This window comes from Streptomyces sp. NPDC003023 (genome assembly GCF_042888225.1).
GTDB lineage: Bacteria > Actinomycetota > Actinomycetes > Streptomycetales > Streptomycetaceae > Streptomyces.
Genome location: NZ_JBIAPL010000001.1, coordinates 1,311,561 through 1,338,294, shown reverse-complemented (window position 1 = coordinate 1,338,294; position 26,734 = coordinate 1,311,561). Strand labels below are relative to the sequence as shown.

At 70.6% G+C, this 26,734-nt stretch carries 23 protein-coding genes and 1 pseudogene; 12 read left to right on the top strand and 12 right to left on the bottom strand.

Going from position 1 to position 26,734, the window contains the following annotated elements:
- Positions 1-2: 2 nt before the first annotated feature.
- Together ACFYV1_RS05680 and ACFYV1_RS05675 are read right to left on the bottom strand one after the other, a co-directional pair.
- Entirely contained in the window at positions 3-1,163 is a 1,161-nt protein-coding gene (locus ACFYV1_RS05680; protein ID WP_389394069.1) for an acyl-CoA dehydrogenase family protein, read from the bottom strand.
- On the bottom strand, positions 1,160-2,293 hold the full coding sequence (locus ACFYV1_RS05675; RefSeq protein WP_389394068.1) for a CaiB/BaiF CoA transferase family protein: 1,134 nt from the start codon (positions 2,291-2,293) through the stop codon (positions 1,160-1,162). The genes ACFYV1_RS05680 and ACFYV1_RS05675 overlap by 4 nt, the downstream gene beginning before the upstream one ends.
- A 215-nt stretch (positions 2,294-2,508) precedes the next feature.
- Between ACFYV1_RS05675 and ACFYV1_RS05670 the strand changes: the two genes are divergently transcribed.
- Both ACFYV1_RS05670 and ACFYV1_RS05665 read left to right on the top strand, forming a co-directional pair.
- Positions 2,509-3,708: a saccharopine dehydrogenase family protein gene (locus ACFYV1_RS05670; protein WP_389394067.1), complete on the top strand. Its 1,200-nt coding sequence runs from the start codon at positions 2,509-2,511 to the stop codon at positions 3,706-3,708.
- Between the two features lie 193 nt (positions 3,709-3,901).
- Positions 3,902-4,378, top strand: a complete 477-nt coding sequence (locus ACFYV1_RS05665) for a phospholipase (RefSeq protein WP_389394066.1) — start codon at positions 3,902-3,904, stop codon at positions 4,376-4,378.
- Between the two features lie 51 nt (positions 4,379-4,429).
- On the opposite strand, the gene ACFYV1_RS05660 is transcribed toward ACFYV1_RS05665, so the two are convergent.
- From ACFYV1_RS05660 to ACFYV1_RS05625, 8 genes are all read right to left on the bottom strand, one after another.
- Positions 4,430-4,885 (bottom strand): resolvase, encoded by a 456-nt coding sequence (locus ACFYV1_RS05660; protein ID WP_389394065.1) that lies wholly within the window; start codon positions 4,883-4,885, stop codon positions 4,430-4,432.
- Between the two features lie 114 nt (positions 4,886-4,999).
- Positions 5,000-5,836, bottom strand: coding sequence for a formate dehydrogenase accessory sulfurtransferase FdhD (gene fdhD / locus ACFYV1_RS05655; RefSeq protein ID WP_389394064.1), 837 nt, complete (start codon positions 5,834-5,836; stop codon positions 5,000-5,002).
- A gap of 78 nt (positions 5,837-5,914) precedes the next feature.
- Positions 5,915-8,209 (bottom strand): FdhF/YdeP family oxidoreductase, encoded by a 2,295-nt coding sequence (locus ACFYV1_RS05650; protein WP_389394063.1) that lies wholly within the window; start codon positions 8,207-8,209, stop codon positions 5,915-5,917.
- Between the two features lie 185 nt (positions 8,210-8,394).
- Complete coding sequence (locus ACFYV1_RS05645) at positions 8,395-9,165, bottom strand: aspartate/glutamate racemase family protein (protein ID WP_389394062.1); 771 nt, start codon at positions 9,163-9,165, stop codon at positions 8,395-8,397.
- A gap of 132 nt (positions 9,166-9,297) precedes the next feature.
- Positions 9,298-10,710, bottom strand: a complete 1,413-nt coding sequence (locus ACFYV1_RS05640) for an alpha/beta fold hydrolase (RefSeq protein WP_389394061.1) — start codon at positions 10,708-10,710, stop codon at positions 9,298-9,300.
- Positions 10,711-10,714: 4 nt separating this feature from the next.
- Positions 10,715-11,365 carry an isochorismatase family protein gene (locus ACFYV1_RS05635; RefSeq protein WP_389394060.1) on the bottom strand — a complete coding sequence of 217 codons (651 nt, stop codon included), beginning with the start codon at positions 11,363-11,365 and terminating at the stop codon, positions 10,715-10,717.
- Between the two features lie 19 nt (positions 11,366-11,384).
- Positions 11,385-12,656: an FAD-dependent monooxygenase gene (locus tag ACFYV1_RS05630; protein ID WP_389394059.1), complete on the bottom strand. Its 1,272-nt coding sequence runs from the start codon at positions 12,654-12,656 to the stop codon at positions 11,385-11,387.
- 31 nt (positions 12,657-12,687) lie between these two features.
- Positions 12,688-13,719, bottom strand: coding sequence for a hypothetical protein (locus tag ACFYV1_RS05625; RefSeq protein WP_389394058.1), 1,032 nt, complete (start codon positions 13,717-13,719; stop codon positions 12,688-12,690).
- A gap of 493 nt (positions 13,720-14,212) precedes the next feature.
- Here ACFYV1_RS05625 and ACFYV1_RS05620 point away from each other — a divergent pair, with 493 nt between their 5' ends.
- The 6 genes from ACFYV1_RS05620 (at position 14,213) to ACFYV1_RS05595 (ending at position 20,735) form a co-directional block, all read left to right on the top strand.
- Positions 14,213-15,274 (top strand): Rieske 2Fe-2S domain-containing protein, encoded by a 1,062-nt coding sequence (locus ACFYV1_RS05620; RefSeq protein ID WP_389394057.1) that lies wholly within the window; start codon positions 14,213-14,215, stop codon positions 15,272-15,274.
- 55 nt (positions 15,275-15,329) lie between these two features.
- Positions 15,330-15,650, top strand: coding sequence for a 2Fe-2S iron-sulfur cluster-binding protein (locus ACFYV1_RS05615; protein ID WP_389394056.1), 321 nt, complete (start codon positions 15,330-15,332; stop codon positions 15,648-15,650).
- A 193-nt stretch (positions 15,651-15,843) separates the two neighbouring features.
- Positions 15,844-17,160 (top strand): MFS transporter, encoded by a 1,317-nt coding sequence (locus ACFYV1_RS05610; RefSeq protein ID WP_389394055.1) that lies wholly within the window; start codon positions 15,844-15,846, stop codon positions 17,158-17,160.
- A complete protein-coding gene (locus tag ACFYV1_RS05605; protein ID WP_389394054.1) occupies positions 17,160-18,632 on the top strand; it encodes a purine-cytosine permease family protein in 1,473 nt (490 codons plus the stop codon). The genes ACFYV1_RS05610 and ACFYV1_RS05605 overlap by 1 nt, the downstream gene beginning before the upstream one ends.
- A 14-nt stretch (positions 18,633-18,646) precedes the next feature.
- Positions 18,647-19,354, top strand: a complete 708-nt coding sequence (locus ACFYV1_RS05600; protein WP_389394053.1) for a cysteine hydrolase family protein — start codon at positions 18,647-18,649, stop codon at positions 19,352-19,354.
- Positions 19,355-19,469: 115 nt separating this feature from the next.
- A complete protein-coding gene (locus ACFYV1_RS05595; protein WP_389394052.1) occupies positions 19,470-20,735 on the top strand; it encodes an NAD(P)/FAD-dependent oxidoreductase in 1,266 nt (421 codons plus the stop codon).
- Here ACFYV1_RS05595 and ACFYV1_RS05590 read toward each other — a convergent pair.
- Positions 20,662-21,066 carry a recombinase family protein gene (locus ACFYV1_RS05590; RefSeq protein ID WP_389394051.1) on the bottom strand — a complete coding sequence of 135 codons (405 nt, stop codon included), beginning with the start codon at positions 21,064-21,066 and terminating at the stop codon, positions 20,662-20,664. The genes ACFYV1_RS05595 and ACFYV1_RS05590 overlap by 74 nt on opposite strands.
- A gap of 242 nt (positions 21,067-21,308) precedes the next feature.
- On the opposite strand from ACFYV1_RS05590, the gene ACFYV1_RS05585 reads away from it, so the two are divergent.
- Entirely contained in the window at positions 21,309-22,667 is a 1,359-nt protein-coding gene (locus tag ACFYV1_RS05585; RefSeq protein ID WP_389394050.1) for a hypothetical protein, read from the top strand.
- Between the two features lie 516 nt (positions 22,668-23,183).
- On the opposite strand, the gene ACFYV1_RS05580 is transcribed toward ACFYV1_RS05585, so the two are convergent.
- The gene (locus tag ACFYV1_RS05580) at positions 23,184-24,473 is read right to left on the bottom strand and encodes a LuxR C-terminal-related transcriptional regulator (RefSeq protein WP_389394049.1); all 1,290 of its coding nucleotides are present in this window, start codon (positions 24,471-24,473) and stop codon (positions 23,184-23,186) included.
- A gap of 153 nt (positions 24,474-24,626) precedes the next feature.
- On the opposite strand from ACFYV1_RS05580, the gene ACFYV1_RS05575 reads away from it, so the two are divergent.
- From ACFYV1_RS05575 to ACFYV1_RS05565, 3 genes and pseudogenes are all read left to right on the top strand, one after another.
- The gene (locus ACFYV1_RS05575; protein WP_389394048.1) at positions 24,627-25,712 is read left to right on the top strand and encodes an S-(hydroxymethyl)mycothiol dehydrogenase; all 1,086 of its coding nucleotides are present in this window, start codon (positions 24,627-24,629) and stop codon (positions 25,710-25,712) included.
- Positions 25,709-26,338: an MBL fold metallo-hydrolase gene (locus ACFYV1_RS05570; RefSeq protein WP_389394047.1), complete on the top strand. Its 630-nt coding sequence runs from the start codon at positions 25,709-25,711 to the stop codon at positions 26,336-26,338. Before ACFYV1_RS05575 ends, ACFYV1_RS05570 begins: the two co-directional genes overlap by 4 nt.
- 236 nt (positions 26,339-26,574) lie before the next feature.
- Positions 26,575-26,706: pseudogene (locus ACFYV1_RS05565) on the top strand (IS701 family transposase); the annotation flags it as partial.
- Positions 26,707-26,734 lie beyond the last annotated feature (28 nt).

The window sequence follows — 26,734 nt, the reverse complement described above, 5'->3', positions numbered from 1 at the left end:
AGTCAGGCCTTTCGGGAGGGTTGGTCCAGCAGGGAACGGCCGATGATCTCTTTCATGATCTCGGTCGTGCCGCCGTAGATGGTCTGGATGCGTCCGTCGGTGAATGCCCGGGCGACGCGGTACTCGTTCATGTAGCCGTACCCGCCGTGGAGCTGGAGGCAGCGGTCGGCGGCGCGCTTCTGGAGTTCGGTGGCCCACCACTTGGCCATGGAGGCGTGGACGGCGTCCAGTTCGCCCTTGGCGTGGTCCTCGATGCAGCGGTCGAGGAAGGCACGGGTGACGGCGCACTCGGTGGCCAGCTCGGCGATCTCGAAGCGGATGTGCTGCAGCTTCGCGAGCGGCCGGCCGAACGCCTCGCGCTCCTTCACGTACTCGGTGGTGATCTCCAGCAGGTGCTCGGCGGCGGCGATCCCCGCGACGGCGATCGCCATCCGCTCCTGCGCGAGGTTCGTCATCAGGTGGATGAACGCGCCGTTGAGTTCGCCGAGCAGGTTCTCCTTGGGGACGCGGACGTCGTTGAAGAACAGCTCGGCGGTGTCCTGGGACTTCTGGCCGATCTTGTCGAGGTTGCGGCCGCGCTCGAAGCCCTCCATGCCTCGCTCGACGACCAGCAGCGACAGTCCGTGGGCACCGCCCTCGGGAGTCGTCCTGGCGACGACGACGACCAGGTCGGCGAGGATGCCGTTGGAGATGAAGGTCTTGGAGCCGTTGAGGATCCAGTGGTCGCCACGGTCCTCGGCGGTGGTGCGGATGCCCTGGAGGTCGGAGCCGGCACCCGGCTCGGTCATCGCGACGGCGGTGATGGTCTCGCCGCTGCAGAAGCCGGGCAGCCAGCGCCGCTTCTGCTCGTCGGTGGCGAGCGACGTCAGGTAGGGGCCGATGATGTCGTTGTGCAGACCGATGGCCAGGCCCGGCGCACCTGCCCGGGTGAACTCCTCGTGCAGCACGGCCGCGTACCGGAAGTCGCCGTTGCCGCCGCCCCCGTACTCCTCGGGGACGGCGAGGCCGAGCAGGCCCTGACGGCCCGCCGCCAGCCAGACCTCCCGGCTGACGATGCCGTCCTTCTCCCACTGCTCGTAGTGCGGCCGCACCTCCTTGGTGAGGAAAGTGCGGACGGTCTCACGGAACGCCTCGTGCTCGGCGGTGAAGATCTGGCGCTTCAACGGTTCTCCTTCGGAGCGGACAGCTCGACGTCCCAGTCGCGGGCGACCTCCGCGGTGTCCGCGCCGGGCATGGCGGGGCCCCGGGTCACGGCTCCGGGGGTGGCGGAGAAGCGGGGCGCCGGCGCGGGCTGGGTGATGCCGCCGTGGTCGAGGAATGTCCCGCGGGCGGCGAGATGCGGATGGGCGGGGGCCTCGCGCAGCGAGAGCACGGGTGCCACGCAGGCGTCGGAGCCCTCGAAGAGGGCCGTCCACTCGGCGCGCGTCCGGGACTTGAACCGGTCGGCGACCGCTTGGCGCAGTTCGTCCCAGCGGGCGAAGTCCTTGCGGGCGGGGAGATCGTCCCTGATGCCGAGCAGTTCGACGAACCGGTCGTAGAACTGCTGCTCCAGGGCGCCGACCGCCATGTACTCGCCGTCGGAGGTCTCGTACGTGCCGTAGAAGGGGCAGCCGCCGTCGAGGAGGTTCGCGCCGCGCCGGTCCTGCCAGCCGCCGGCCGCCATCATCCCGTGGATCATCGTGGCGAGGTGCGCCGCGCCGTCCACGATGGCCGCGTCGACGACCTGTCCGGTGCCGCCGTCGCCGCGGGCGTGCTGGAGGGCCGCGAGCACACCGATGACGAGGTAGAGCGATCCGCCCGCGTAGTCGCCCACGAGGTTGGCGGGGACGACGGGCGGCTCCCCGGCCTTGCCGATCATGGAGAGCGTGCCGGTCGGCGCGATGTACGAGATGTCGTGCCCGGCCCGGTCGGCGAGCGGCCCCTGCTGGCCCCAGCCGGTCATCCGCCCGTAGACCAGGCGCGGGTTGCGGGCGAGGCACTCGTCGGGGCCGACGCCGAGCCGCTCGGCGACGCCGGGCCGGTACCCCTCGATCAGTACGTCGGCGCGTTCGACCAGGTCCAAGACCTGGGCGGGGCCCTCCTGGGACTTGAGGTCGATCAGGACCGAGCGCTTGTTGCGGTTGGTGAGGTCGTACGCCGGGTCGATGGCGAGCCCGGCGCCGCCGGGACGGTCGATCCGCACGACGTCGGCCCCGAGGTCGCCGAGGAGCATCGCGGCGAACGGGCCGGGCCCGATGCCGGCCAGTTCCACCACGCGCACCCCGGCCAGCGGGCCGTTCCCTGACGCTGTCATCCAGCCCCCAGCACTTTGACACTAATGATGTAACACCAGTGATGATAAGAACGCGCCCGTGCCCGCACAAGGGTTTCGGCCGAGCAAGCGCTTAGACGTGTCGGGCCGCCCGGCCGCCGACCCGCGCCGACGATGGGAAACGGATCTTCTGCACGGCCCGATCGCGCGCTAGCCTCAGCCACCGACATCGGCGTGGCGTAGCGGCGGAGGAGCCAGTGAACAGCCAGAACGGGACGGATCGCGCACAGCGCCCGTACGACATCGTGCTCTTCGGAGCGACAGGATTCGTCGGTGCGCTCACCGCCGAGTACCTCGCGCGGCACGCGCCTGAGAACGTCCGGTGGGCGCTCGCCGGGCGCAGCCGCGAGAAGCTGGAGCATCTGAGGGAGCAGCTGGCGGTCGTCGACCCCGCGTGCGCGTCCCTCCCTCTTGTCGAGGCCGACGCCTCCGACGCCGGGTCGATGCGGGAGCTCGCCGGGTCCGCGCGGGTCGTCGCGACGACCGTCGGCCCCTATGTCTGGTACGGCGAGAACCTGGTCGCCGCGTGCGCCGACGCCGGCACCGACTACCTCGACCTGACGGGTGAGCCCGAGTTCGTCGACCTGATGTACGTACGGCACGACGCGCGCGCACGCGAGACCGGCGCGCGGCTCGTGCACGCCTGCGGGTTCGACTCGGTGCCGCACGACCTGGGCGCGTACTTCACCGTCCGGCAACTGCCGGAGGGCGTGCCGCTCACCGTCGACGGTTTCGTCCGCTCCAACGCCATGTTCTCCGGCGGGACGCTGGCCTCTGCGCTGAACGCGATGGGGCGGGGGCGCGAGTCGCTGCGCGCCGCGCGGGAGCGCCGGCTGCACGAGCCCCGTCTCGTCGGCCGCCGCGCCCGGTCGCCCCTCGGCGGGCCGCGCTTCAGCCCGGAGACGGGTGCCTGGGCGCTGCCGCTGCCCACGATCGACCCGCAGATCGTGGCCCGTTCGGCCCGTGCGCTCGAGCGGTACGGCCCGGACTTCCGCTACCGCCACTATGCGGCGGTCAGGACCCTGCCGATGGCGCTCGGCGGCCCCGCGGCCGTCGGCGCGGGTTTCGCCGTCGCCCAGATTCCCGCCGCCCGCCGGTGGCTGATGGACCGTTACGCCCCAGGGGACGGCCCGAGCGCGAAGCGCCGCGCGGAGAGCTGGTTCTCGGTCCGTTTCGTCGGCGAGGGCGGCGGTCGCCGGGTCCTGACCGAAGTGACGGGCGGGGACCCGGGTTACGACGAGACGGCGAAGATCCTGGCGGAGTCTGCGATGTGCCTGGCGGACGACGCGCTGCCCAGGACCTCGGGCCAGGTGACGCCCGTGGTGGCGATGGGCGACGCGCTGCTGGCGCGGCTGGACGGCGCGGGCATCCGGTTCCGGGTGGCTCACGTGCGGTAGCCGAGCCCCCTCCCCCGCCGGACGCATGCGCGGCGGGGCGAGGGGCGCTCGCGCGGCGCTGCAGTACGCCAAGAATTCATCGGTTGCACCGAGCGCAAACCCTGTGCAGGACGCGCGTAAAGCGGGACTCTGAGGATGCCCGTGGACAGGCCACGTGGCGCACCAACCCCCGTTGTCCACATGGAGGTTCCGCATGCGTCGCCGTTTAGCCCTCCCGCTCGCCTCGGCCGTGCTGGCACTGCCCGCCGCCCTGATACCGGCGGGCTCGGCAACCGCCGCGCCCGCCGACAAGCTCCAGGTACTGAGCTCCTGGACACAGACCAGCGCGTCCAGTTACAACGCCTGGGCCGCCGCCCGGGCCAACCAGGGCGCCTGGAGCGCCTACGGCTTCAACTGGTCCACGGACTACTGCTCCACGTCGCCGGACAACCCGTTCGGCTTTCCCTTCAAGATGTCATGCGCACGCCATGACTTCGGCTATCGGAACTACAAGGCGGTCGGCCGCTTCGACGCCAACAAGTCCAGACTGGACTCGGCGTTCTACGAGGACCTGAAGCGGGTGTGCGCCCGGTACTCCGGTGCCACACGCACCGCGTGCAACTCGACGGCGTGGACGTACTACAAGGCCGTCTCAGCCTTCGGGTACACGGCGGCGGTCGACGCCCGGTAGGCGGGCCTCGGGGAACATCGGTACAGCGGTTATCGATGAGAACGATCTTGTTCAGGGTGTGAGGGCGCTGACCCTGTTCTCGTGGTCGGGGCGGGCCTCGCGCTGGGTCGGGACCGCGGGAAGGTCCTGTCTGCCGTCGAGCGGCCGGCAGCCGGCGAGGAGCCCTCTGTGCACGGCGGGGACGTCGCTGACGCGCGGGGTGCCGCCCCGGCCGCGCCGTACGGTGACGCCCTGGTCCCGCGGGGCTCGTTCGTCGGGCTCCAGTTCGGTGGCGCGGAGGAAGTCGGCGACCTTGCCCGGGATGTCGAGGGTGACCGGCAGCTCCAAGGCCGGGACCTCCTCCTGGCCCTCGGCGGTGTGCTCGGGCAGAGGGCCGGCGACGGCGGTACGGATTGCGCCGCGGCTGACGTCGTGGTCGCGCGCGAGGGCGGCGAGGAGCGGCCCTGAGGCGTCCACCGTGCCGTCACTGAAACGGGCCCTCAACTCGTCGTCGTGGTGCTCGAGCACGGTGAGCGAGATCCCCGGTCTCTGTTCCAGCCCCAGGGGATGCGCACGGCGGCCGCCGCCGTGCGGTTCGCCCCCGTGAGGTGGTCGCCCCGCCGTCCGACCCCGCCGAGGCGGTCAGCCCACCTGCAGCGGTCGCAGCCGCTCGGCCCCGCTGTAGACGTTCATCGAACGGCCACGCAGGAAGCCGACCAGAGTCAGTCCGCTCTCCGCGGCGAGGTCCACCGCCAGCGACGACGGCGCGGACACCGCCGCCAGCAGCGGGATCCCTGCCATCACCGCCTTCTGCACCAGCTCGAAGGAAGCCCGGCCGCTGACCATCAACACCGTCGCGCGCAGCGGCAGCAGACCCGACCGCAGCGCGTGGCCGATGACCTTGTCCACCGCGTTGTGCCGACCCACGTCCTCCCGCACGCACAGCAGGCCGCCGTCGGCGGTGAAGAGGCCGGCGGCGTGCAGGCCGCCGGTGCTGTCGAATACTCGCTGGGCCGCCCGCAGCCGGTCGGGAAAGGCGGTCAGCACCTCCGGGCCGACGCGCAGCGGGTCGTCGGCGACGGTCCATGCCGCCGAGGTGCGTACCGCGTCCAGGCTCGCCTTACCACACAGCCCGCACGACGACGTGGTGTAGAAGTTCCGTTCGAGCGATGCTGCGGGGGCCGCGACACCGGGGGACAGACCGACGTCCACCACGTTGTAGCTGTTCCCGCCGTCCGACGTGGCGCCCGCGCAGTAGCGGATGCCGCTCACGTCGCCGGCCGCCCGGATCACGCCTTCGCTCACCAGGAAACCGGCCGCGAGGTCGAAGTCGCTGCCCGGGGTGCGCATGGTCACGGTGAGCGGACGCCCGCCGACCCGGATCTCCATCGGCTCCTCGGCCGCGAGGGTGTCCGGGCGGTGCGACGGCGCCCCCTCCCTCAGCCGTAGTACCCGCCGCCGTACGGTTGCTCGGCCCATGCCCGTCCTTCCTCGTCGTTCGACTGCCCCAACGCGGCGCCGCGGACGGCCGCCGCCCGGATGTCCGGGAGTGTCGCTTCAGGCCCGGCCGTCGCAGGGTTCCAGCCGGATCACGACACCTTTGAAAGTGGGCGTGTTGCTGATGTCGGCCACGCTGTCCAGCGGCACCAGGACGTTGGTCTCCGGGTAGTAGGCGGCGGCGAAGCCGCGTGGCGTCGGGTAGGAGACGAGCCAAAAGTCCCGCGCGCGGCGTTCCGCCCCGTCCCGCCACACGCTTACCAGATCCACTCGTTCGCGGTCGGTGAGCCGGAGCGCATCGATGTCGAGCGGGTTCACGAGCACGACCCGGCGGGCGTTGCGGATGCCCCGGTAGCGGTCGTTCATCGCGTACGGGACCGTGTTCCACTGATCGTGGGAGCGCAGGGTCTGCAGCACGAGGTGCCCCAGGGGCGGGCGCAGCATCTCGAACTCGTTGCAGGTGAACACCGCCTTCCCCCTCGGGGTGGGAAAGACCCCTTCGTTGACGGGGTTCGGCAGGTGGAAGCCGCCCGGCTCCGCCACGCGCGTGTTGAAGTCCTCGAAGCCCGGCACGACCCGCGAGATCCGGTCTCGGATCGTTCCGTAGTCCGCCTCGAACGCCTCCCAGGGGACGGGCGGCGTCTCGCCGAGGGTCCGGCGGGCCAGCCGGCAGAGGATGGCCACCTCGCTGAGCAGCTTGTCGGAGGCCGGCTCGAGACGGCCTCGGGAGGCGTGGACCTGGCTCATCGAGTTTTCGACCGTGACGAACTGCTCCCCGCCGGCCTGGACGTCCTTGTCGCTGCGCCCCAGGGTCGGAAGGATCAGCGCCGTCTCGCCGCAGACGGTGTGGGAGCGGTTCAGCTTGGTCGAGATGTGCGCGGTGAGCCGGCACCGTCGCATCGCCTGCTCGGTGACCTCACTGTCGGGTGTGGCCCGTACGAAGTTGCCGGCCACGCCGAGGAAGAACTTCGCCCTGCCGTCACGCATGGCCCGGATGGAGTCGACCGCGTCCCAGCCGTGCCTGGCGGGCGGGCTGAAGGCGAACTCGCGCCCCAGCGCGTCCAGGAACTCCTGCGGCGCCTTCTCCCAGATGCCCATGGTGCGGTCACCCTGGACGTTGCTGTGGCCCCGCACGGGGCAGACGCCCGCGCCGGGCTTGCCGATACTGCCGCGCAGCAGGAGGAGGTTGACGATCTCGCGGATGGTCGGAACGCCGTGCTTGTGCTGGGTCAGTCCCATCGCCCAGCAGACGACCACCTTCTCGCTCGACAGGACCAGGCTGCTCACCGCCTCGATCTCTGCGCGGGTCAGCCCGGTGGCGGTGAGGATGTCGTCCCAGGAGACCTTTCGGACGTGCTCGGCGAAGTCGTCGAACCCGGCGGTATGCGTCTCGACGAACCCGCGATCCACCACAGTGCCGGGCCGGGCGTCCTCGGCCTCCAGCAGCAGCAGGTTCAGCGCCTGGAAGAGCGCGAGATCGCCACCGGGGCGGATCTGCAGGAACCGGTCGGCGAGGGGGGTGCCGCGGCCGATCACACCACGCGCCTTCTGCGGGTGCTTGAACCGGATCAGCCCGGCCTCGGGCAGCGGGTTCACCGCGACGACGCGGCCGCCGCGACGCTTGGTCTCCTCCAGCGCGGAGAGCATCCGAGGGTGGTTGGTGCCCGGGTTCTGGCCCACGACGAAGATCAGGTCGGCGTCGTGGATGTCGTCCAGGCTCACGCTGCCCTTGCCGGTGCCCAGCGTCTCGAGCAACGCGGCGCCGCTCGACTCGTGGCACAGGTTGGAGCAGTCGGGCAGGTTGTTGGTGCCGTACGCGCGGGCGAACAACTGCAGGAGGAACGCGGCCTCGTTGCCGAGCCGGCCTGAGGTGTAGAAGAGTGCCTCGTCGGGCGAGTCGAGCCGGTTCAGCTCGTCGGCCAGCAGGGCGAACGCCTCGTCCCAGCCGATCGGTTCGTAGTGGTCCGAGCCGGGGTGCTTGACCATGGGTTCGGTCAGGCGGCCCTGCTGGTTGAGCCAGTAATCGGACTTCCGGCCCAGTTGCGCGATCGAATGCTCGCGGAAGAAGCCGGCGGTGACCCGGCGCGAGGTGGCCTCGTCGGCCACGTGCTTGGCACCGTTCTCGCAGTACTCGTTCCTGTGCCGTCGGCCGGACTCCGGGTCCGGCCAGGCGCAGCCCGGGCAGTCGAAGCCCTTGGTCTGGTTGACGCTCAGCAGGGTCAATGCCGTCCGGCGTACCGACATCTGGCCCAGGGAGTACTGGATCGCGTGTGCCACCGCAGGGGCCCCGGTCGCCCAGGTCTTCGGCGGGGTGACCTCCAGACGGTCGTCCGTCGGGTCTTCCAAGGTGCTCATGGTCTGGCGTGTGCCTTTCTGTCGCCGCTGCCGATGCGTGCCCGGGTGACCCCGGCCGACGGGGTCAGATCGCCGATGGATGTGGACTCGCCGTGACCGGTGCGCACCACCGTCTGCGGATGCAGAGTCAGCAGCTCGTCACGGACCGACCGGAGCCCGGCCGGCCCCGGTCGCCACGGCGCAGCTCACTCGCCGGGCGCGCCGACCTCTGTTCCGGACAGCAGGCGACCCGCGCCCGGTACGCGTGGCGGCAGACCCAGTTCGGTCAGGACGCGGAAGGCCGTGGCGGTCGCCGCCGAAAGCACCGGCAGTCCCAGCTCCTCCTCGACCGGCCCGATCGCCGGCAGTGACGGCATCTGCACACACGCCGACAGCACCAGGGCGTCCGCGTCGCCGAGTTTCAGCCGCTTGTGGTGCACGCGCAGGTCCTCGGGGTCGAGCCGGGCGACCGCCAGGTTGTCGGGCACCTCCAGACTGAGTGCGTCCACGACCTCGACGCCCGCGTCCTCGATGTACTCGGCCACCAGCCGTGTGAGCGGCTTCATGTACGGCGTGACGATGGCGACCTTCTTCGCGCCGAGGGCCGCGATGCCGTCGAGCAGGGCGCCCGCGCTGGACACCACCGGGGCCTGCGCGCCCTGCTCGCGCAGCACGGCGGTGATCTCGTCCTCGGCCGTGCAGTGGTGGCCCGGCCCCTGGGCCATGATGGCGACCAGGCAGGCCGTGGCCACGACGTCCGGACGGGCGTCGGCGAGCTCAGTGGCGGCGCGCTCGGTCTGTGCGTTCATCGCCCGCAGTTCCTCGGGCGTGACGTGCTTCATGCGCATCCGGCTGCTGTGGAAGATGAAGCGGTCCTCCGGGGCTCCGGTCTCGCGGGCCCGCAGCAGGCGTGGCAACTCGGTTTCCATGGTGAGGTTCGAACTGGGGACGATGAGACCTATGTGGTGGTCTGTCATGCAATGCTCCATGGTTTGAGGCATGCGTCGCCGGACGTCCGGCGCGGCGAGCCGGCTGCGGGGGCAGGGCGCGGCGCCGAAGCCGTCGAGGGCAGGGCGTAAAGGGGCGGGGAGCGGGCGGGCCCGCGGCGGTCAGCTCTCCTGACTGAGCTGTTCCCAGTGGTCGGCAAGCGTCGACAGGTGCTCCAGGACCTGGGCCCGCTGGTCCGGCGGGATCGGCCGCAGCAGTTCCTCGTCGAGCCTGCGGGCCCGCAGATTCGCCTCGTGGACGGCGGCGCGGCCCTCTTCTGTGAGGTGGAGAATCTTGCGTCGGGCGTCGGAGGGCGAGGGCGTGCGGGCCAGCAGGCCCCGGTTCTCCAGGCGGCGGGCCACATCGGCCATGGTGGACGTGTCCAGCGCCGCCAGGGCGGCGATGGACCGCTGGTCCGATCCGGGGTTCTCGCCGGTGATCTGCAGCACGGCGAACTGGGGGCCGGTCAGCGAAGCGTCGACACTGTGCAGCCACGCCGCGAGGTATGCCTGGTACATCCGCCGGGCCAGGAAGCCGGGTGCGCGCGTGAGTTCCCTGGGCGTGGCGAGGTCGGCGGCGTCGTCGGGGGTGGGGGACGAGGAGGTCATGACTCCGCTGTCGGGTGAGGTGGTCGCGTCCACGGTCCGGGTCAGTGCTTCGCGCAGCAGCGCCAGGGCCGGCTCCGGATTGTCCCAGAAAACCATGTGCCCCGCGTCCGGGACGCGCACCATTCGCGCACTTGGATGTGCGGCGGCCGCCTCGGCGGCGCCCTCGGCGGTGACGACCGGGCTGCCCGCCCCGTACAGCAGAGTGGTGGGGCCCGGCACCTGCGGCCACCAGTCGAAGAAGTCCTCGTGCTCGAAGCCGTGGTGTGCGCTCTCGATCGCCTCCAGACCGCAACTGGCGAGCCAGCGGGCCCGCATCTCCAGCTCGCGGCGCGGCCAGGTCGGCCAGAACCCGGCCACCTCGTCGGCGGTCGTGCCGCGCCGCGCCTGCAACAGCTGCCGGGTGAACGCGGCCAGCGTCGTCGGGTACGGGCCGCGGTCGGGCCCGCTCATCGGCGGGTCGACGAGCACGGTCCCACCGAGCCGGACGCGGCCGCGCACCGCCGCGGCGGCGGCGATGCGGGCCCCCATGGAGTGCCCGAACAGCACGGGGCGGACCAGCTCCAGCTGCTCGACGACGGCCTCGGCATCGGCGGCGAGGGCCTCGAGACCGTGGTCGTCGGCGTCGTCGCTCAGACCGCGTCCGCGGATGTCCAGCACCACCGGGCGCACCAGGTCGGTCAGTTCACGGGCGACGAAGTCCATGGTCACCGCCGGGCTGGTGATGCCCGGGAGGACGAGCAGGGGGACGCCGTCCCCGCCGTAGTCGAGCACATGAAGGCGTACGCAGCCGTTGCGCACCCAGCGGCTGCGGGCCGGCACCTCGGCGAGGTCGGCCAGCGCCGCCTGCGCCAGGATCCGCTGATGCGGGCGCGGTGGCGCCACGCCCTCGCGGGCGGGTGCCGGTACGACACCGGTGGGCAGTGCCATGGCGTCAGTCTCCCCTCGTCGTCAGGTACTTCACAGCATCTTCCATGTCCACGACGTCCCCGTACTTGGCCTGGACGTCGAACAGGGCGGCCTCGTGCGGGCCGACGGCCCGGTCGCCGCAGGCGTCCGCGGGAACCAGTACGGGCCATCCGTACTGCACCGCGTCCACGGCGGTGGCGCGTACGCAGCCGCTGGTCGTGGCGCCGCACACCACCGCCGTGTCGCAGCCGAGGCCGGTGAGCAGCGAGGCGAGCGGGGTGCCGAAGAAGGCGGAGGCGCCCTTCTTCACCATCAGGTGGTCCTGCTTCTCGTACGGCAGGCGAGGGTCGAGCGCGACGGCCTCGCCGCCCTCGCGCAGCGCCCGCATTCCGGGCGCCTTGGCGAGCCAGGTGATCGCCTCACCGTCGGCTTCGGCGGGCGTGTAGGCGATCACGGTCCACACCACCGGCACGCCGCCCGTGCGGGCGGCGGCCACCAGCTGTGCCGTCGCCTCGACGGTCCGGGTGAGGTCGCTGCCGGTGGGGAACCGCGGCTCGGTGAAGCCGCGGGTCAGATCCACCACGACCAGGGCGGGGCGGCTGCCGCGGTGGACCGCGGAGCCGAACCCGGCGCGCTCGTAGACGCGGTCGGTGTCGGGATCGTAAGGGGTGGGCACGGGACCTCCAGGGCGCCGGTCAGTGGTGGTGGCGGTAGGCGAACGACTCGTCGTCGGTGGTGTCCAGCGGAGTGCCGCGCCACAGCCAGTCGTAGGAGACGTCCGACTCGCCGTCGTAGAGCTCGCCGAGCTCGGCGTCGCGAGCCTGCTGCTCGGGGCCGTCGGAGTAGCGGTAGAAGGTCTGGTTGCGGAACGAGGCCTGCTGGACCATGCCGGCGTGCTGGGCGCGGCGGTTGACGTAGCGCCGCAGGGCCTCGTCGACGCTGCCCAAGGTCGCCGCGCCGAGTTCCTCGGCCAGTACCGCCCCGTCCTCCATGGCCTGCGAGGCGCCCTGGGCCTGGTAGGGAAGCATGGCGTGGCAGGCGTCGCCGAGCAGGGCCACGCGTCCGTCGACCCAGTTCGGGTCGCGGCGGCGGTGGTAGAGGGGGAAGCAGGTGATGTCGCCCTTGGCCTTGGACAGCATCGCCGGTGCGCGATCGTCCCAGTCGGCGTAGGCGTCGACGAGCATGTCGGTGGTGCCGGCGAACGTCTTCTTCTCGCCGTACTCGTCCTTCCACGGCACGCAGCCGACGATGTTCAGCGATTCGCCGCCGCGGATCAGATAGTGCACCAGGTGCCGTCCGGGCCCGTACCAGATGGTGCTCTGGAAGCGGTCGAACAGGAAGCGGGTGGCCGGGTCGGCGTGGACCAGGTCGCCCGGGATGAGGGTGCGGAAGGCCATGTCGCCGGAGAAGACCAGGGTGTCCTCGGCACCGATGAGGTCGCGCACCCGGGAGTGGACACCGTCGGCGCCGACGAGGACGTCGGCCTCGTGGCGCGTGCCGTCCTGGGTGATGGCCGTGGGACGGTCCGGGTTCGTACGGTCGAGGTCCTCGACGCGGCTGTCGGTGTGGATGCGGACGGCCGGGCCGGGGCCGAGCGGGTCGGTGCAGGCGTCCAGGATGGTGCGGTGCAGGTCGGCGCGGTGGTAGTGCCAGTACGGGGCGTTGAACTGCTCCTGGACACGGCGGCCGAGCGGGGTGAGACCGATGATGCTGCCGTCCTTCCAGCGGCGGCGCACCTGGTCCTGCGGCTCGGTGCGGATGGCCTCGAGCTGCCGGCGCAGGCCCAGGCGGATCAGGATGCGGCTGGCGTTCGGCGCGGTCTGGATGCCGGCGCCGACTTCGCCGAGTTCGGGGGCCTGCTCCAGGACGGTGACGCGCAGGCCCTTGTGGCGCAGGGCGAGGGCGGCGGTGAGACCGCCCAGTCCGCCGCCGACGACGGTGACTTCGTAGGACTGGCTGAGAGCCACGGTTCCTCCTGAGATGCGGCGTGCGGGCGGGTCAGGGCTCGATGAGGCGGCCGCCGGTGACGACGTCGGTGCCGTCGAGGGTGACGGTGCAGCCGCGCATCGCGATGTCGAGGTGGGCGTAGGAGTCGCGTTGCAGGTGCGGGTGCGGACCCGTGGACCACAGGAAGTTGCCGGCGAACGCGCGGGCGTCCATGCCCATCAGGTCGCTCTTGCCGTACATCGCGGTGGCGAACCAGTCGGCGGTCCGCATCAGGCCCCACCCCATGTGGGACAGGCTGCGGGCCCACCGGTCCCCGGAGTCGTCGAAGAAGGTGTTCAGCAGCTCGGCCTCGGCGCCGCCGGTGACCTTCTGGATGTGGCCGTCGGCGACCTCGAGGGTGACCGGGCGCTGCACGTACTCCTTGAACGGGAGCAGGATGTCGCCCTCGGCGAGCACGATCTGCCCGTCGGAGATCTCGGGCCAGCAGAGCACCATGGTGCTGGGCCAGTGGTCCCAGCGGCCCGGGTCGTCGGCGAAGCCTGTCTGGAACTCCGGGTGGCTGTTGGCGAGTCGCACGGTCAGGTCGGTGCCCGCGGCGGAGGTCACGCGCATGACCGACGAGTTCCTGACCTTGTCCACGCCCGCCTGGACGCGGGCCTTGTCCTCTTCCTTCGGCAGGTTGCGGACGAGAACGTCAGGGGCGTCGCACACGAAGAGGATGCGGGTGCCGGTCCTCAGGATCTCCTGCTGGACGGGGGCGTGGATGAAGCCCTCGCGGGTCAGGTCGACGACCAGGTCGGCCGACTTCAACAGTTCCTGGGCGGTGGTGTCGCCCAGGACGGAGACCAGGCCGGGGCCTGCGCCGGTGTGGGTGCTGGGCAGCGGGGCGGGGCTGCCGCCGGGCACGGTGGCGGAGATGACGTGGGCGCCGAGGGCCTTCGCGGCCCCGAAGGCCGCCGCGACGTAGTCGCCCCGGCTGCCGGGTTCGGAGAGCACGACGACGTGCTCTCCCTGGCGGACCTTGCACAGCCGCAGTTCACGGGTGAAGGCGTCGAGGATGTCGACGGACGAGAGGTCGAACATGGGTGTCCCTCCAGGATGCGGGCGCCGCCGGCCGTTGGGATCCAAGGGGATCGAGAGCGCGGGGCGCGTCGTACGGGGCACGTGCAGAAGGTGCGGGGCAGCCCGGATCGGCTCGGGCAGCGCGCGGCCGTGGCGCCGAGGGTGGCGCCTGGCCGATCCCCGCCTTCCGAGATAATCCGAGCACGTACGATTCGGGAACGCAAGGGGCCGGACGGCGGGAGTCCGCGGTTCTCCGGGACCGGCACCAGGTCAGAGGCGGTCGAAGCGGCCGAACTTTCATCAGGACGGCCGGAACGTGGCGTGGATTTCCGGAAACCGGAGCATGTCGAGACCCTTGCACCCGTCGCTAGTACGTGCTCGGATTATCTCCGTCGGCCCGGAACATCCCAGGGTCGAGCTTTGGGCCCCGCGTGCCCTGCCCCGGTGCCCCGTGGCACCGCCCGGACGCGGCCGGCGCCGATCCCACGCCCCCGCTTTCTCCCAGGAGCCTCGTATGGCCGAGTACGTGAAGAACACCTGGTACCCGCTGACCTGGTCGCGCGATGTGACCGGCGAGCTGACCCGGCACCGCATCCTCGAGCAGGACGTCGTTCTCTACCGCACGGCCGACGGAAACGTCGCGGCCATGGAGGACATGTGCCCCCACCGCCTGCTGCCGCTGTCCATGGGACGACTCAAGGGCGACGCCGTCGAGTGCGGCTACCACGGCATGACCTTCGAATCCGGTGGCCGCTGCATCCGTGTTCCCGGCCAGTCCGGCCCCGTCCCGGACATCCGTGTCACGACCTACCCGACGCACGAGAACATGGGCCTGGTCTGGATCTGGATGGGTGATCGCGAACTCGCCGACCCCGACCTGGCCTTCGACCTGCCCGAATACCATTCGGAGGCCTGGAACGTCGCCGAGGGCGACGCCCTGCGCATCGAGGCCGACTACCTCAGCCTCGCCGACAATCTCTGCGACCCCGCCCACGTCAACTTCGTCCACCTGTCCACCCTCGGCAACGAGGCCGGCGAGGACGTCCCCGTCAGCACCGAAATGCGCGGCGACGACCTGGTGACCTGGCGCTGGATCAACGACGGCCCGGCCATCCCGCTGTTCGCCAAGTACGGGAACTTCACCGGGAACGTCGACCGCTGGCACTACTACCACTACCTGGCACCCAGCATCGCCGTCATCGACTTCGGCTCCCTCGACACCGGCAGCGCGAACCCCGAGGACCACCGCGACGAGGGCATGCGCATCTTCGCCTGCCACTTCATCACCCCGGTCGACGCGCACACCTCCATCGACCACTGGATGCACGTGAAGAACTTCCCCGCCGACGAGGCCACCAACAAGGCCCTCTCCGACGACTTCCGCATCGCCTTCGCCGAGGACAAGGCCGTCCTCGAAGCCATCCAGACCAACGAACTGGCCCACCCGGACCGGCGCAAGGCACGCATCGCCATCGACCGCGCCCCGATCCGGATGCGCCGCATGGTGCAGCAGTGGATTGACAAGGACGTGCCGCCCCAGCAGGCACCACGCGTCCTGGACAAGGTCACCGCCTGATACGTCTTCGGTGCCCCTGACCGGCACCCGACCCGATCCGCGAGAGGTACCCGACATGCCCAAGATCACCTTCGTCGAGCACGACGGCACCGCCCACACTCTCGACGCCGAACCCGGCACCAGCCTCATGCAGCTCGCCGTGCGCAACGGACTCCCCTCGATCATCGGCGAGTGCGGCGGCAACTGCATCTGCTCCACCTGCCACCTCCACGTCGACGCCGAGTGGTCGCAAACCGTCGGACCGGCGGGGGAAGAGGAGGAGATGACGCTCGAGTTCGCCGAGGAGCGGACCGCCACCTCCCGCCTGGGCTGCCAGATCGCCGTGACCGACGAGCTCGACGGCCTCGTCGTACACCTCCCGAAGTCGCAGGGCTGACGCCCCCGAAGCGCGGGCGCCCTGGCCAGGGGTCCGCCCCGGCCGCCTGTGCCGCGCCGTGGCCTCGCGCCGGCACAGGCCGCCACGACCCGTGCGCGATGCCACCCCGCGCCGGCGTCCATTCCTCGCCACCGCCGGGGCCCGACCAGGGTCGGCCCGGCCGTGCGGCCCACTCACCCCGTGAGGAACCCTCATGACCCTTGCAGAAAAGCCTGCCGCACCGGCCGCCGCCGTGCAGGCCGTGAACTCCGGGTCCGCGTACGCCAAGATCACCGTACGGATCGTCCCGCTGATCTTCTTCTGCTATGTCGCCGCCTACCTCGACCGCATCAACGTCGGCTTCGCGCAACTGCAGATGGCGGACGACCTCGGATTCAGCAACGCGGTCTTCGGCTTCGGCGCCGGCGCCTTCTTCATCGCGTACATCCTCTTCGAGGTTCCCAGCAACCTGCTTCTGGAACGCGTCGGAGCCAGGTTGTGGATCGCCCGCATCATGATCAGCTGGGGGGTGCTGTCCGCGCTGACGATGTTCGTCACCACCCCGGCGCAGTTCTACGTCCTGCGGTTCCTCCTCGGCGTCGCCGAAGCGGGCTTCGTCCCCGGCGTGCTGCTCTATCTGACCCACTGGTTCCCCGGCCCCCGACGAGCCCGCGTCATCAGCCTGTTCATGATGGGCATCCCCGCCGCAGCCATGTTCGGCGGCCCGCTGTCCGGCTGGATCCTGTCCTCGCTGGACCAGGCGGCCGGCTGGACCGGCTGGCAGTGGCTGTTCCTCGTAGAGGCCCTGCCCACGATCGTCCTCGGTGTCCTCGTGCTCGTGCTGCTGCCCGACCGGGTCGCCGCGGTGAGCTGGCTGACCGCGGCCGAGAAGGAGTCGGTGCGGCAGGACCTCTCCCGGGACGCCGAAGGAGCCGACCGGAAGCACGACATCCGCAGCGCCCTGCGTGACGCCCGCGTGTGGTGGCTCGGCGTCATCGACATGAGCTTCATGCTCGGCACGTACGCGATCGGATTCTGGCTGCCCACTCTCATCAAGGAGTCCGGGGAGAAGGACACCGGCACGATCGGCTGGCTCACCGCCGTCCCGCACGCTGCCGCGCTGATCGCCATGCTCATCGCTGGAGCGAGTTCGGACCGTTTCCGTGAGCGCCGCTGGCACCTCGTCGTCCCGATGCTGGTCGGGGCCGCGGGCCTCGCCGGCAGCACCCTGGTGAGCGACAGCATCGGCATGACCGTGCTGATGTTCACCGTCGCCAACGTCGGCATCGTCGCCTGCTACCCGGTCTTCTGGTGCCTGCCCCCCGCCTTCCTCAGCGGGCGAGCGGCCGCCGCCGGAATCGCCCTGATCACCTCGATGGCCAACCTCGGCGGCTTCCTCGCGACCTACCTGCTCGGCTGGCTCCGCGACCTGACCGCCTCACCCATGCACGGCCTGCTGCTGTGCGCCGTGTTCCTCCTGGCCGGCGGCGCTCTGGTGCTCCGGCTCCCCGCCACAGAGGTGAACCGCTGATGACGACATCCAGCAAGGGTGAGGCGCTGACCGGCCCACCGACCGACACGGACGTGGCGGCCACCGGCTCCGGACGGACCGGCGCACCGCCCCCCGCTCCCGTGCACGACGAGAACGACTACGCCCGCTCACGGGTGCCCGATTCGGCGAAACGCGGTGCCGGGGCCGTCCTCAGCGTTCTGGTCGGCTTCGTGACGGCGTTCTTCTTCCCCCTGATCGGTGGCCTCTACCTGACCCAGAACGGGGCCGCGGCGACCTGGTTCGGGCTGATCATCTCCTTCTTTGTCCTGATCGGGCTCGCGCTCATCGTCTCCCGTGCCGCCGCACGTGAAGGACTCACCTCCGAGCTGCTGACCCGAGGATCCGGCCTGGGCTCGGTCGGCTCGGTGCTGACCACCGTGATCTACGCGGGAACCTTCGTCGTCTACGCCGGAACCGAGGGGCAGATCCTCGCCAGTTCGATCGACCTGATCTGGGACCTGCCCGACCAGATCTGGTACGTCGTCGTCGGTCTCGTCTTCCTGCCCATGGCGTGGAACGGCATCAGCTCGATGACGAAGATCCTCACCTGGACGATCCCGGTCTACTTCGTCCTGCTCGTCGTCGCCATCGGCATCGCGTGGAACCGGAACGACGGCATGCCGTCCGGGATGTTCACCGCCATGCCGGAAGGCGCGGTCGGCGGCGTCGCCGGCACCGTCGCCGTCATCGCGGGACTGGCCGGCACCGTGGGCATCAACCCCTTCGAGGCCGCCGACTACAACCGCTTCATCCGCGCCGAACAGTTCCGGCGCAAGGCGGCCGTCACCGTCGTACTGCCCTACGTGCTGCTCTTCTTCGTCGCGATTCCACTCGGCATGTACTTCACGCTGATCACCGGCAGCTTCACTCCGTCCATCTACTTCGTGGGTCTGCTCGGACTGCTCCCCGGCGTGGCACTGGCCTGGGTCTCACAGGTTCGCGTGAACCTGACCAATCTGCACATCAGCTCGGTCACGTTCACCTCGGGATCCGAGGCGGTGGGCACCCACCGCCTCGCCCGCCGGTTCTGGCTCCTCGTCGTGACAGCCGCCTCGATCGCCCTGATGTGGTTCGACGTGCTGGGCAACCTGAGCGTGTTCCTCGAATGGACGGGCATCTTCCTGCTGGCCTGGGTCGCTTGCGTCGTCGCCGACATCACCGTGGTCCGCGGCCGGCTGAAGATCGTGACCGGCCCCGTCGAGTACCGCAGCAGCCATCTGCGCCGCTACAACGCCGTCGGCGTCACCGCCCTGCTGACGGGCACCGCCGTCGCGTCGCTGATCTGGATTCTTGCCACGGACCCGGTCCTGCGGGGACTGTCGGCCTACATCGGATTCGCCGTCGCGTTCGCCGTTCACGTCGCGATGGCCGTCGCCACCAAGGGGAGGACGTACTTCGCCGACCCCCTGGACGCGCGTCTGGCCGTGAACCAGGCCCGAGCGACGGGCTGAGGAGAGGAACCAAGATGCACACCACCGTCATCGACCCGGCGATCCGTGCGCGCTACCGGGCCCTGAAGGGCGGGCAGGAGTACGCGTTCACCACGGTGGACCCGCACCGCACGGCCCACCTCGTCGTCGACATGCAGAACGGGTTCATGGAGCCGGGCATGCCGCTGGAGGTCCCCGAGGCCAGAACCATCGTGCCCAACGTCAACGCCGTCAGCCGGGCGGTCCGCGCCGGCGGCGGAACGAACGTCTACCTCCGGTTCACCACGCGATCGACCAGTGACTGGTCCGTCTACTTCCAGCAGTTCCAGGCAGCCGAATTCGGAGACGGGGAGGTCATCACGTTCCAGCCCGGCTCCCACGGTCACGCCCTTCACCGCGGCCTCGACGTCACGGACGAGGACGTCGTCATGGACAAGACCCGCTTCAGTCCCTTCACGCCTTCGTCCTCGGACGCCCTGCGCCTCCTCCGCGAACGGGGCATCGACACCGTACTCGTCTCGGGAACCCTGACGGACTGCTGCAGCGCGGCCACGGCGCGGGACGCACAGCAACTCGGCTTCCGCGTCATCCTCATCAGCGATGCCAACGCGGCCCTGAGCGACGCCGAACACAACGCGGCGGTGAACAACGTGGCGGCGTACTTCGGGGACATCCGTACGACGGAAGAGGTCGTGGCGCTCGTCGCCGAGGCACCGACGTCCGCCGCCGGCGTCACCGTGTGATCCGACGGCCCCTGCCCGTCCCGCATCCCTGGGGACGGTCCACTCCCCACCGCCAGAGGCGGACCGCTGCTCACGACAGTTGCTGACGACCGCCCCTAACAGAGGTGAACCACTGATGAAGACGCCCACGAACGCCGGCGTCGTGATCGTCGGAGCCGGACAGGCCGGCGCCACCTGCGCCGCCCTGATCCGCCGCTACGGCTACGACCGCCCCGTCACCCTCCTCGGCGAGGAGGACACCGCTCCCTACCACCGCCCGCCCCTGACGAAGAAGTGGCTCGCCGGCGGCACCGACGACGAACTGCCCCTGCGTGCCGCCACGTTCTACGACGACCAGGACATCGCCCTCCGCACCGCCACCCGCGTCACTGCCCTCGACCCCGTCGGTCACCGCGTCCTCCTGGCGGACGGCACCGCACTCTCGTACGAACATCTCGTCCTGGCCACCGGAGCGGCCGCCCGGCGTCTGCCCATAGCCGGCGCGGACCTCCCCGGCGTGCACCACCTGCGCGACCGCCAGGACGCCGCCGCCCTGCGCCAGGACCTCGCCCGCACCAAGCGACTCGTCGTCATCGGCGGCGGGTACCTGGGCCTGGAGGCCGCCGCGACCGCGCGGAGCCTGGGCGTGGACGTCGAGGTCGTCGAGGGCGAGGAGCGACTGCTCGCCCGTGCCGCCTCACCCCTCCTCGGAGAAGCCGTGGCACGCCTGCACCAGGAGAACGGAGTTGTGCTGCACACCGGTGCACAGGTGGTGCGGCTGCACGGGAACGCGGGATGCGTCGAGGGGGTGGAACTCGGCGACGGCCGCGTGCTCGCCTGCGACACCGTGCTCGTGGCCATCGGCGCCGTCCCCAACGACGCTCTGGCCCGGGACGCGGGCCTCGCCTGCGAGGGCGGCGTCCTCGTCGACGACGCGGGTCACACGGCGGACCCGGCCGTGCACGCGATCGGCGACGTCACCGTACGTCCCGTGCCGGGGCAGCCCGGACGGCGCCGTGTGGAGAGCGTGGCCAACGCCAACGAGCAGGCCGACCAGGTGGCCTCCTTCCTGTGCGGGCGGCCTGTCCCGCCGCAGGCCGCGCCCTCGTTCTGGTCCGACCAGTACGACACGAAGATCCAGATCATGGGCGTGCGAGGCGAGGACGACACCCCCGCGCTGCGCGGTACCCCTGCCGCCAACTCCTTCGCCGTCTTCCACCTCGACGGCGCGGGCCGCCTCACCTCCGTGGAGGCCTTCGCCTCCACGCGCGAGGCCATGGCCGGCAAACGTTGGCTCAGCCAGGGCGCCTGCCCCGACCCGCTGGACCTCACCGATCCGGCGACCCCGCTCGCGAAGGTGCGGACGGGGCCGACGCGGGAGCGGGCGGGGGCGACCGCCTGACGGCACGGGCGCGGGTGGTGTCCAGGTTCTCGTGCAGCGAGGTCAAACCAATCCCTCGGTCGCGTAGCTCGGCGACCATGTCGATGAGGTCCTGGAGGCTGCGACCGTAGCGGTCGAGCGAGGGGACCACGAGGGTGTCACCGGCACCGAGGAAGGCGTGGCACGCCTGCAGTTCGGGGCGGAGGGCGTTCCTGCCGGACTTCTCGTCCGCGAAGATCTTCCGGCATTCGGCGGCGGCGAGGGCGGCGACCTGCCGTTCGAGCTGCTGCCCGCCGGTGGAGACCCCGGGCGTATCCGATCTCGATTTCGGTGCGGACGACTGGTTCGGCAACGAGGAGGTCCGGTCCGGCGGCCGGTTCGAGGGCGGTCATGGCCCCAGGACCATGTCAGGAAGCGGTGGTCTGAGGTTGTTGAACCCCCCAGGTTTTCGAAGGGGTTTCTGAAGGCCCTGCGCAGTCTGGAGGACCCTTCGGGGGCGATCCTCAGAAAATGATCGTTTACTGACGCCTGCCCTCACATGCGATGGCCCCGACGTGCGGGCCGTGTCGGTGGTGAGGGCTAAGGTGCGCTGTCGTGGACGCTGATGATCTTGACTACCGGGCCCGCACGCTGACGGGCTGCATTCCTCCGCCGCTGGTGGCGCGGCTTCTCGAACTCGGTCATGAGCGGGAAGTGGAGTTCCAGGCCGGCCGCGGGGAGTGGTTCTGCGCACTTGAGTGGGCACGGCTGCTCGGGCATCGGGGCCGGCACGACCAGGCGTTGGAGGTGCTCGCTCCGTACGTCGCCACGAACTGGTGGCCGGCGGCCCAAGCCCGGGCGGAGCTGCTGGAGGGCTGGGGCCGGGCGGAGGAGGCGGTCGCGCTGTCCCGCCCGTACGCGGAGGCCGGTGACCGGCCGGCGCTGGTCTTCTTCGCACGCCTGCTGGCCCGCCATGGCCGCAGCGGCGAGGCGTTCGTGCTGCTGCGCGCCGGGATCCAGGACTGGTTCCTCGCCGAGTGCCTGGTCGACGTCGCCGAAACGGCGGGCAGGGACGAGGAAGCGGCGGCGCTGTTGGAGGCCCAGATGGAAGCAGCAGTCCCTGCCTGTGACGACCCGGACTGCGACAACCTCCGGATGGAACCGTTCAACGCAGTCGGCCTGCTCGCCACGATCAGGGAACGCCAGGGCCGGATCGAGGAGGCGATCACCCTGCTGCACACCCGCAAGGTCACCTCCGTCAACGGCCGTGACCAGCTGGCCGACCTGCTGGCCAGACACGACCGGATCACGGAACTGCGTGCGTACACAGCGTCCGAGCACCAAGGGCACGCCGCGCAGCGCCTTGCCGAAGTGCTGGAGGAACGCGGCGACGTGGAAGGCGCGGTCGCCGCCTACCGCACCTTCGGTGCCACGCCGTCCGGCATGTGGCATGTGGCTGTGCCGCTGTCCGAGCTCCTGGTCCGGCACCGACGGAGCGACGAGGCGATCGAGGTGCTGCGCGCGCTCACCGAACACGACGCGGAGGACTGGCTCGTCCACGCTCTTTGCTCCCTGTACGCCGATCACGGGCGGTCCCGAGAGGGCCTGGCCCACCTCGATGCCATCAAGGCACGAAGAGACGGCAAGGAGTACTGGGACCTCTTCCAAATGCGGCTGCCGCTCATGGCCGACTGCGGCCTGCTCGACGAAGCGATCGACCAGACGCGGGCGCACCCCGAGGGCGACACCTGGTACGCGGCATGGGCCTTGTCCGACATGCTTGACAAAGCCGGCCGCACCGAAGAAGCAGACGCAGTCCTCGCACAGCACCCGGCAGTCAACGGCTCTCTTCGTGCCGAGCGCCTTATCGACCTCGGCCGCGTTCAAGACGCTGTACGACTCCTCCAGCAGCCGACGAGCAAACCGACCACACCCGCATGGGACGGCACCTACTCCACCGAACCACCGTTCTGACAGCTCGGGCTGGTATGCGCCACGTCTCCACCGTACGTCGCGGGCCGGTTCAGTCGTTGGCTGCCCTCGTCGTCTTCGACGGCGCCCGGGTCCCGGAGAGGGGGCAGGCCCTGGCCGGGCCGCCGGCCAAGCTACCGGGCCGCATACTCAACGACCTCCCACGGCACGGCGAGCGGGTCCTCCCCCGGAAACCGGCGAAGAAGAACCGCTCCAGCGCCGGGCGCGTGGGCGCCTCGGTGAACGTCCCATATGCCTCGGCCTGCCTGCTCATCAGTTGGAAACTCCACCGGCACGAGGCGGACCGTGGCCGGCGCCGGAAGCCGCTCGACAATCTTTCGTGCACCTCAGCGAGGCCACGAACGGTGTGCCGGCCGACCAAGAGCGATCTCACCGGGATTTCCTGCACCCCAACTGCTCACACCCGAAACCCGAGTTCGTCCTCGGCGCGGTGCTGACGGGACGGCGCACGTTCGACAGCCGTGGCGCGCAGGAGTTCCCGGGGCCCGGACCGCACGGTCAGCCGTCTTCCCGGAGCCCGGCCGCTGAGCCCGTGGCGTGTCCGTTCAGAGCCAGTGCCGCGGCCTCGCCCCGTGAACCGACCTCGAGCTTCCTCAGCACTCCGGTGACGTGGAACTTGACCGTGCTCTCGGTGACTTTGAGGGCCTCCGCGATGGCCTTGTTCCGCTTGCCCTGTGCGAGAAGTTGAAGGACCGCACGTTCCCGGGGGTTGAGGCTCGACAGTCTGTTCACACCGGTGCGCGAGGCCGGCGGGTCGAGCGGAAGGGAGATGCTCGCACGGCTCCCCCAGTCCGCCACGGCATCGAGGTCCACCGTTGCCCCGAGCGCGCGTGCCCGGCCCTCGAGCTGGCGCGCGAGCGTGTGCGTGTCCACGTTCCCGGATTCGTGTTCCCGCACGTCGATCGTCAGCGACGTACCGTCGCAGGTCCACGCGATGCGCAGGCGTGACGGGCACGGTTGCGCGGTGAAGGCAAGCACGGCAGCCCGGGTCATCGCGCGAGCGGCGTGGGCGATCTCCCCGGGCAACGGCCGTGCCGCTTTGGCCGGGGGCACGAACTCGACGCGCGTCTGGTGGTGCTTGAGCATCTGACGGACGTCCCTGCGCAGCTTCGTGAACGCGGCCGGGGCCGGTTCGTCGGTCAGGGCCAGGTCGGACTTCTGGGCGGAGCGCAACGCCACCAGTGCGACGGAGGCGGACTCGGTCGCGGCCAGGCGGGCAAGGCGGTCGTCGAGTGCGGCGGCGCGCAGCGTGTTCAGGATGGCGACCAGGGCGCTCTCGTGCGCCGCGGCCATCTCTGTGATGGTGCGGGCCCGTTCGCTGGAGGCCGCGCGTGACTCGGCGAGGTAGTCCGGGCTTGCCTGCGCCACCTGCTGCCTGATCGAGGTCGCGACGATCCCGAAGAGGGCCGACAGGGCCGTGGGGTGCGGGAGCTGCTTGCGCGAGGCGCGTGGCACGAGGACGAGCAGGGTGCCGACCGGGTCGCGGAGCGCCCAGACGGTGCGGGTGACCCCGCCGACCGCCGCCGTGGTGCTGAGGGGCCGGCCGGTCTCGACGAGGGCCCTCAGCTGCTCGAGTTCGTCGATCGTGACCTTGTTGATCATTTCGGTCGCGCCGGCGACCTTTCGCGGCCTGCCGGTGCACTCTCTGGTGAAGACGACGAGCGCGGTGTGCGGCCACCGGTCGGACAGAAAGCGCGAGAGCCTGCCCGCGATCTCGTGCAGTGGCCCCTCGATGACCTCCCGCAGTGCGAGAAGATCCGCCTCCGGCGGTGACGTGATGTCCAGCATTCCCGGCACCATAGCCGGTCCAGCGGCTGGTCGGAAGTCGAGGTTTTACTGGTCTGTCGCACAGGTCGTGTGTACGTGGCACGGAGCTAGCGTCGGGGAGTGCGCACGCCGGTGCGCATGCGTCGTTGCCGAATGATGAGGAAAACAGCCCAGATGCCACAGCAGGTCCGCGGTGTGATCGCCCGTTCCAAGGGAGCTCCGGTCGAGCTCACCGACATCATGATTCCCGATCCGGGACCAGGTGAGGTCGTCGTCGCCATCGCCGCATGCGGCGTGTGCCACACGGACCTGACCTACCGCGAGGGCGGTATCAACGACGAGTTCCCGTTCCTCCTTGGGCACGAGGCCGCCGGCACCGTGGAGAGTGTCGGCGAGGGCGTCGAGTCGGTGCAGCCGGGCGACTTCGTCGTCCTGAACTGGCGTGCCGTGTGCGGACGGTGCCGGTCCTGCAAGCGCGGGCGTCCCCAGTACTGCTTCGACACGTTCAACGCCGCCCAGAAGATGACCCTGACCGACGGGACGGAACTCACCCCGGCGCTCGGCATCGGCGCCTTCGCGGACAAGACCCTGGTCCACGCCCAGCAGTGCACCAAGGTCGACCCGTCCGCGGACCCCGCCGTCGCGGGTCTGCTCGGCTGCGGTGTCATGGCCGGCCTGGGCGCCGCCGTCAACACCGGCGGAGTAGGCCGCGGGGACTCGGTGGCGGTCATCGGCTGCGGCGGCGTGGGCGACGCGGCGGTCGCCGGGGCCCGGCTGGCGGGCGCCTCGAAGATCATCGCGGTGGACCGGGACGAGAAGAAGCTGGCCTGGGCGGTCGACCTGGGTGCCACGCACACGGTCAACGCCCGTGAGACCGACGTCGTCGCCGCGATCGCCGAGCTCACGGGGGGCTTCGGCGCCGATGTCGTCATCGATGCGGTAGGCCGCCCCGAGACATGGAAGCAGGCGTTCTACGCGCGCGATCTCGCCGGCACCGTCGTGCTGGTGGGCGTGCCCACGCCGGACATGACGCTGGAGATGCCTCTGCTCGACTTCTTCGGCCGCGGTGGTGCGCTGAAGTCGTCCTGGTACGGCGACTGCCTGCCGGAGCGGGACTTCCCGATGCTCGTCGACCTGTACCTGCAGGGCAGGCTGCCGCTGGAGAAGTTCGTCACGGAACGGATCGCCCTCGCAGACGTCGAAGAGGCCTTTCACACCATGCACGCCGGCGAGGTCCTGCGCTCGGTGGTGGTCCTGTGAGCGGCCTGCGTGTCGAGCACGTGGTCACCTCGGGGGTCTTCGCCCTCGACGGCGGCACGTGGGACGTCGACAACAACGTCTGGCTCGTCGGTGACGACCACGAGGTGGTGATCGTCGACGCCGCGCACGACGAGCAGGCCATCATCAAGGCGGTCGGTGACCGCGACGTCGTGGCCGTCGTGTGCACGCACGGCCACAACGACCACGTCACCGTCGCACCGCAACTGTCCCAGGAGCTCCAGGCGCCGGTGCTGCTGCACCCCGGCGACCAGGAACTGTGGAACATGACCCATCCCGGCCGACCCTTCGGGCACCTGAGCGACAGGCAGCGTGTCGATGTGGCGGGCACGGCCCTCGAGGTGATCCACACCCCGGGACACTCCCCCGGGTCCGTCTGCCTGCACCTGCCAGAGGCCAAGGTCCTGTTCACCGGGGACACGCTCTTCTCCGGTGGCCCCGGAGCCACCGGGCGTTCGTTCTCCGACTTCCCCACCATCATCGGATCCATTCGCGACAGGCTGTTCACGCTGCCGGAAGACACCCGAGTCCACACCGGACACGGCGACGGCACCACGATCGGCGCCGAGGCCCCCTACCTGGCCGACTGGATCGCACGCGGGCACTGAGCCGGCTCCGGGCCGGGGGGATGCGCCACCACCGCTGATACTCCGCCTGTAGCCAGGAACGACGAGCTGACAGCGTTGCCGGCCGCACACCGCAAGGCGCCCGCCGATGCCCGGTGCTTGGTCGCCGAGTGGCGGTTCGACGGGGGCGCCCGTCACCGGCTCGATGGGCTCGACCACTGGGTCCGGTGGACTCCGGGCAGGTGAGGGGGTTGCCGCCGTGGACCTCGTCGCCCGCTCCAGCCCCAGGGCACCGGCACCTGCCGATCCGCCGCGACCGAAGCACCGGCGAACTCGCCTACCACCGTTGCCACTCACCCCGGCCAGTCCCGCTGACGACCGTGGTGCGGGTTGCGGGATCAACGTGGCGGGGCGTCATCGAGGCCCCGCCACATCCGT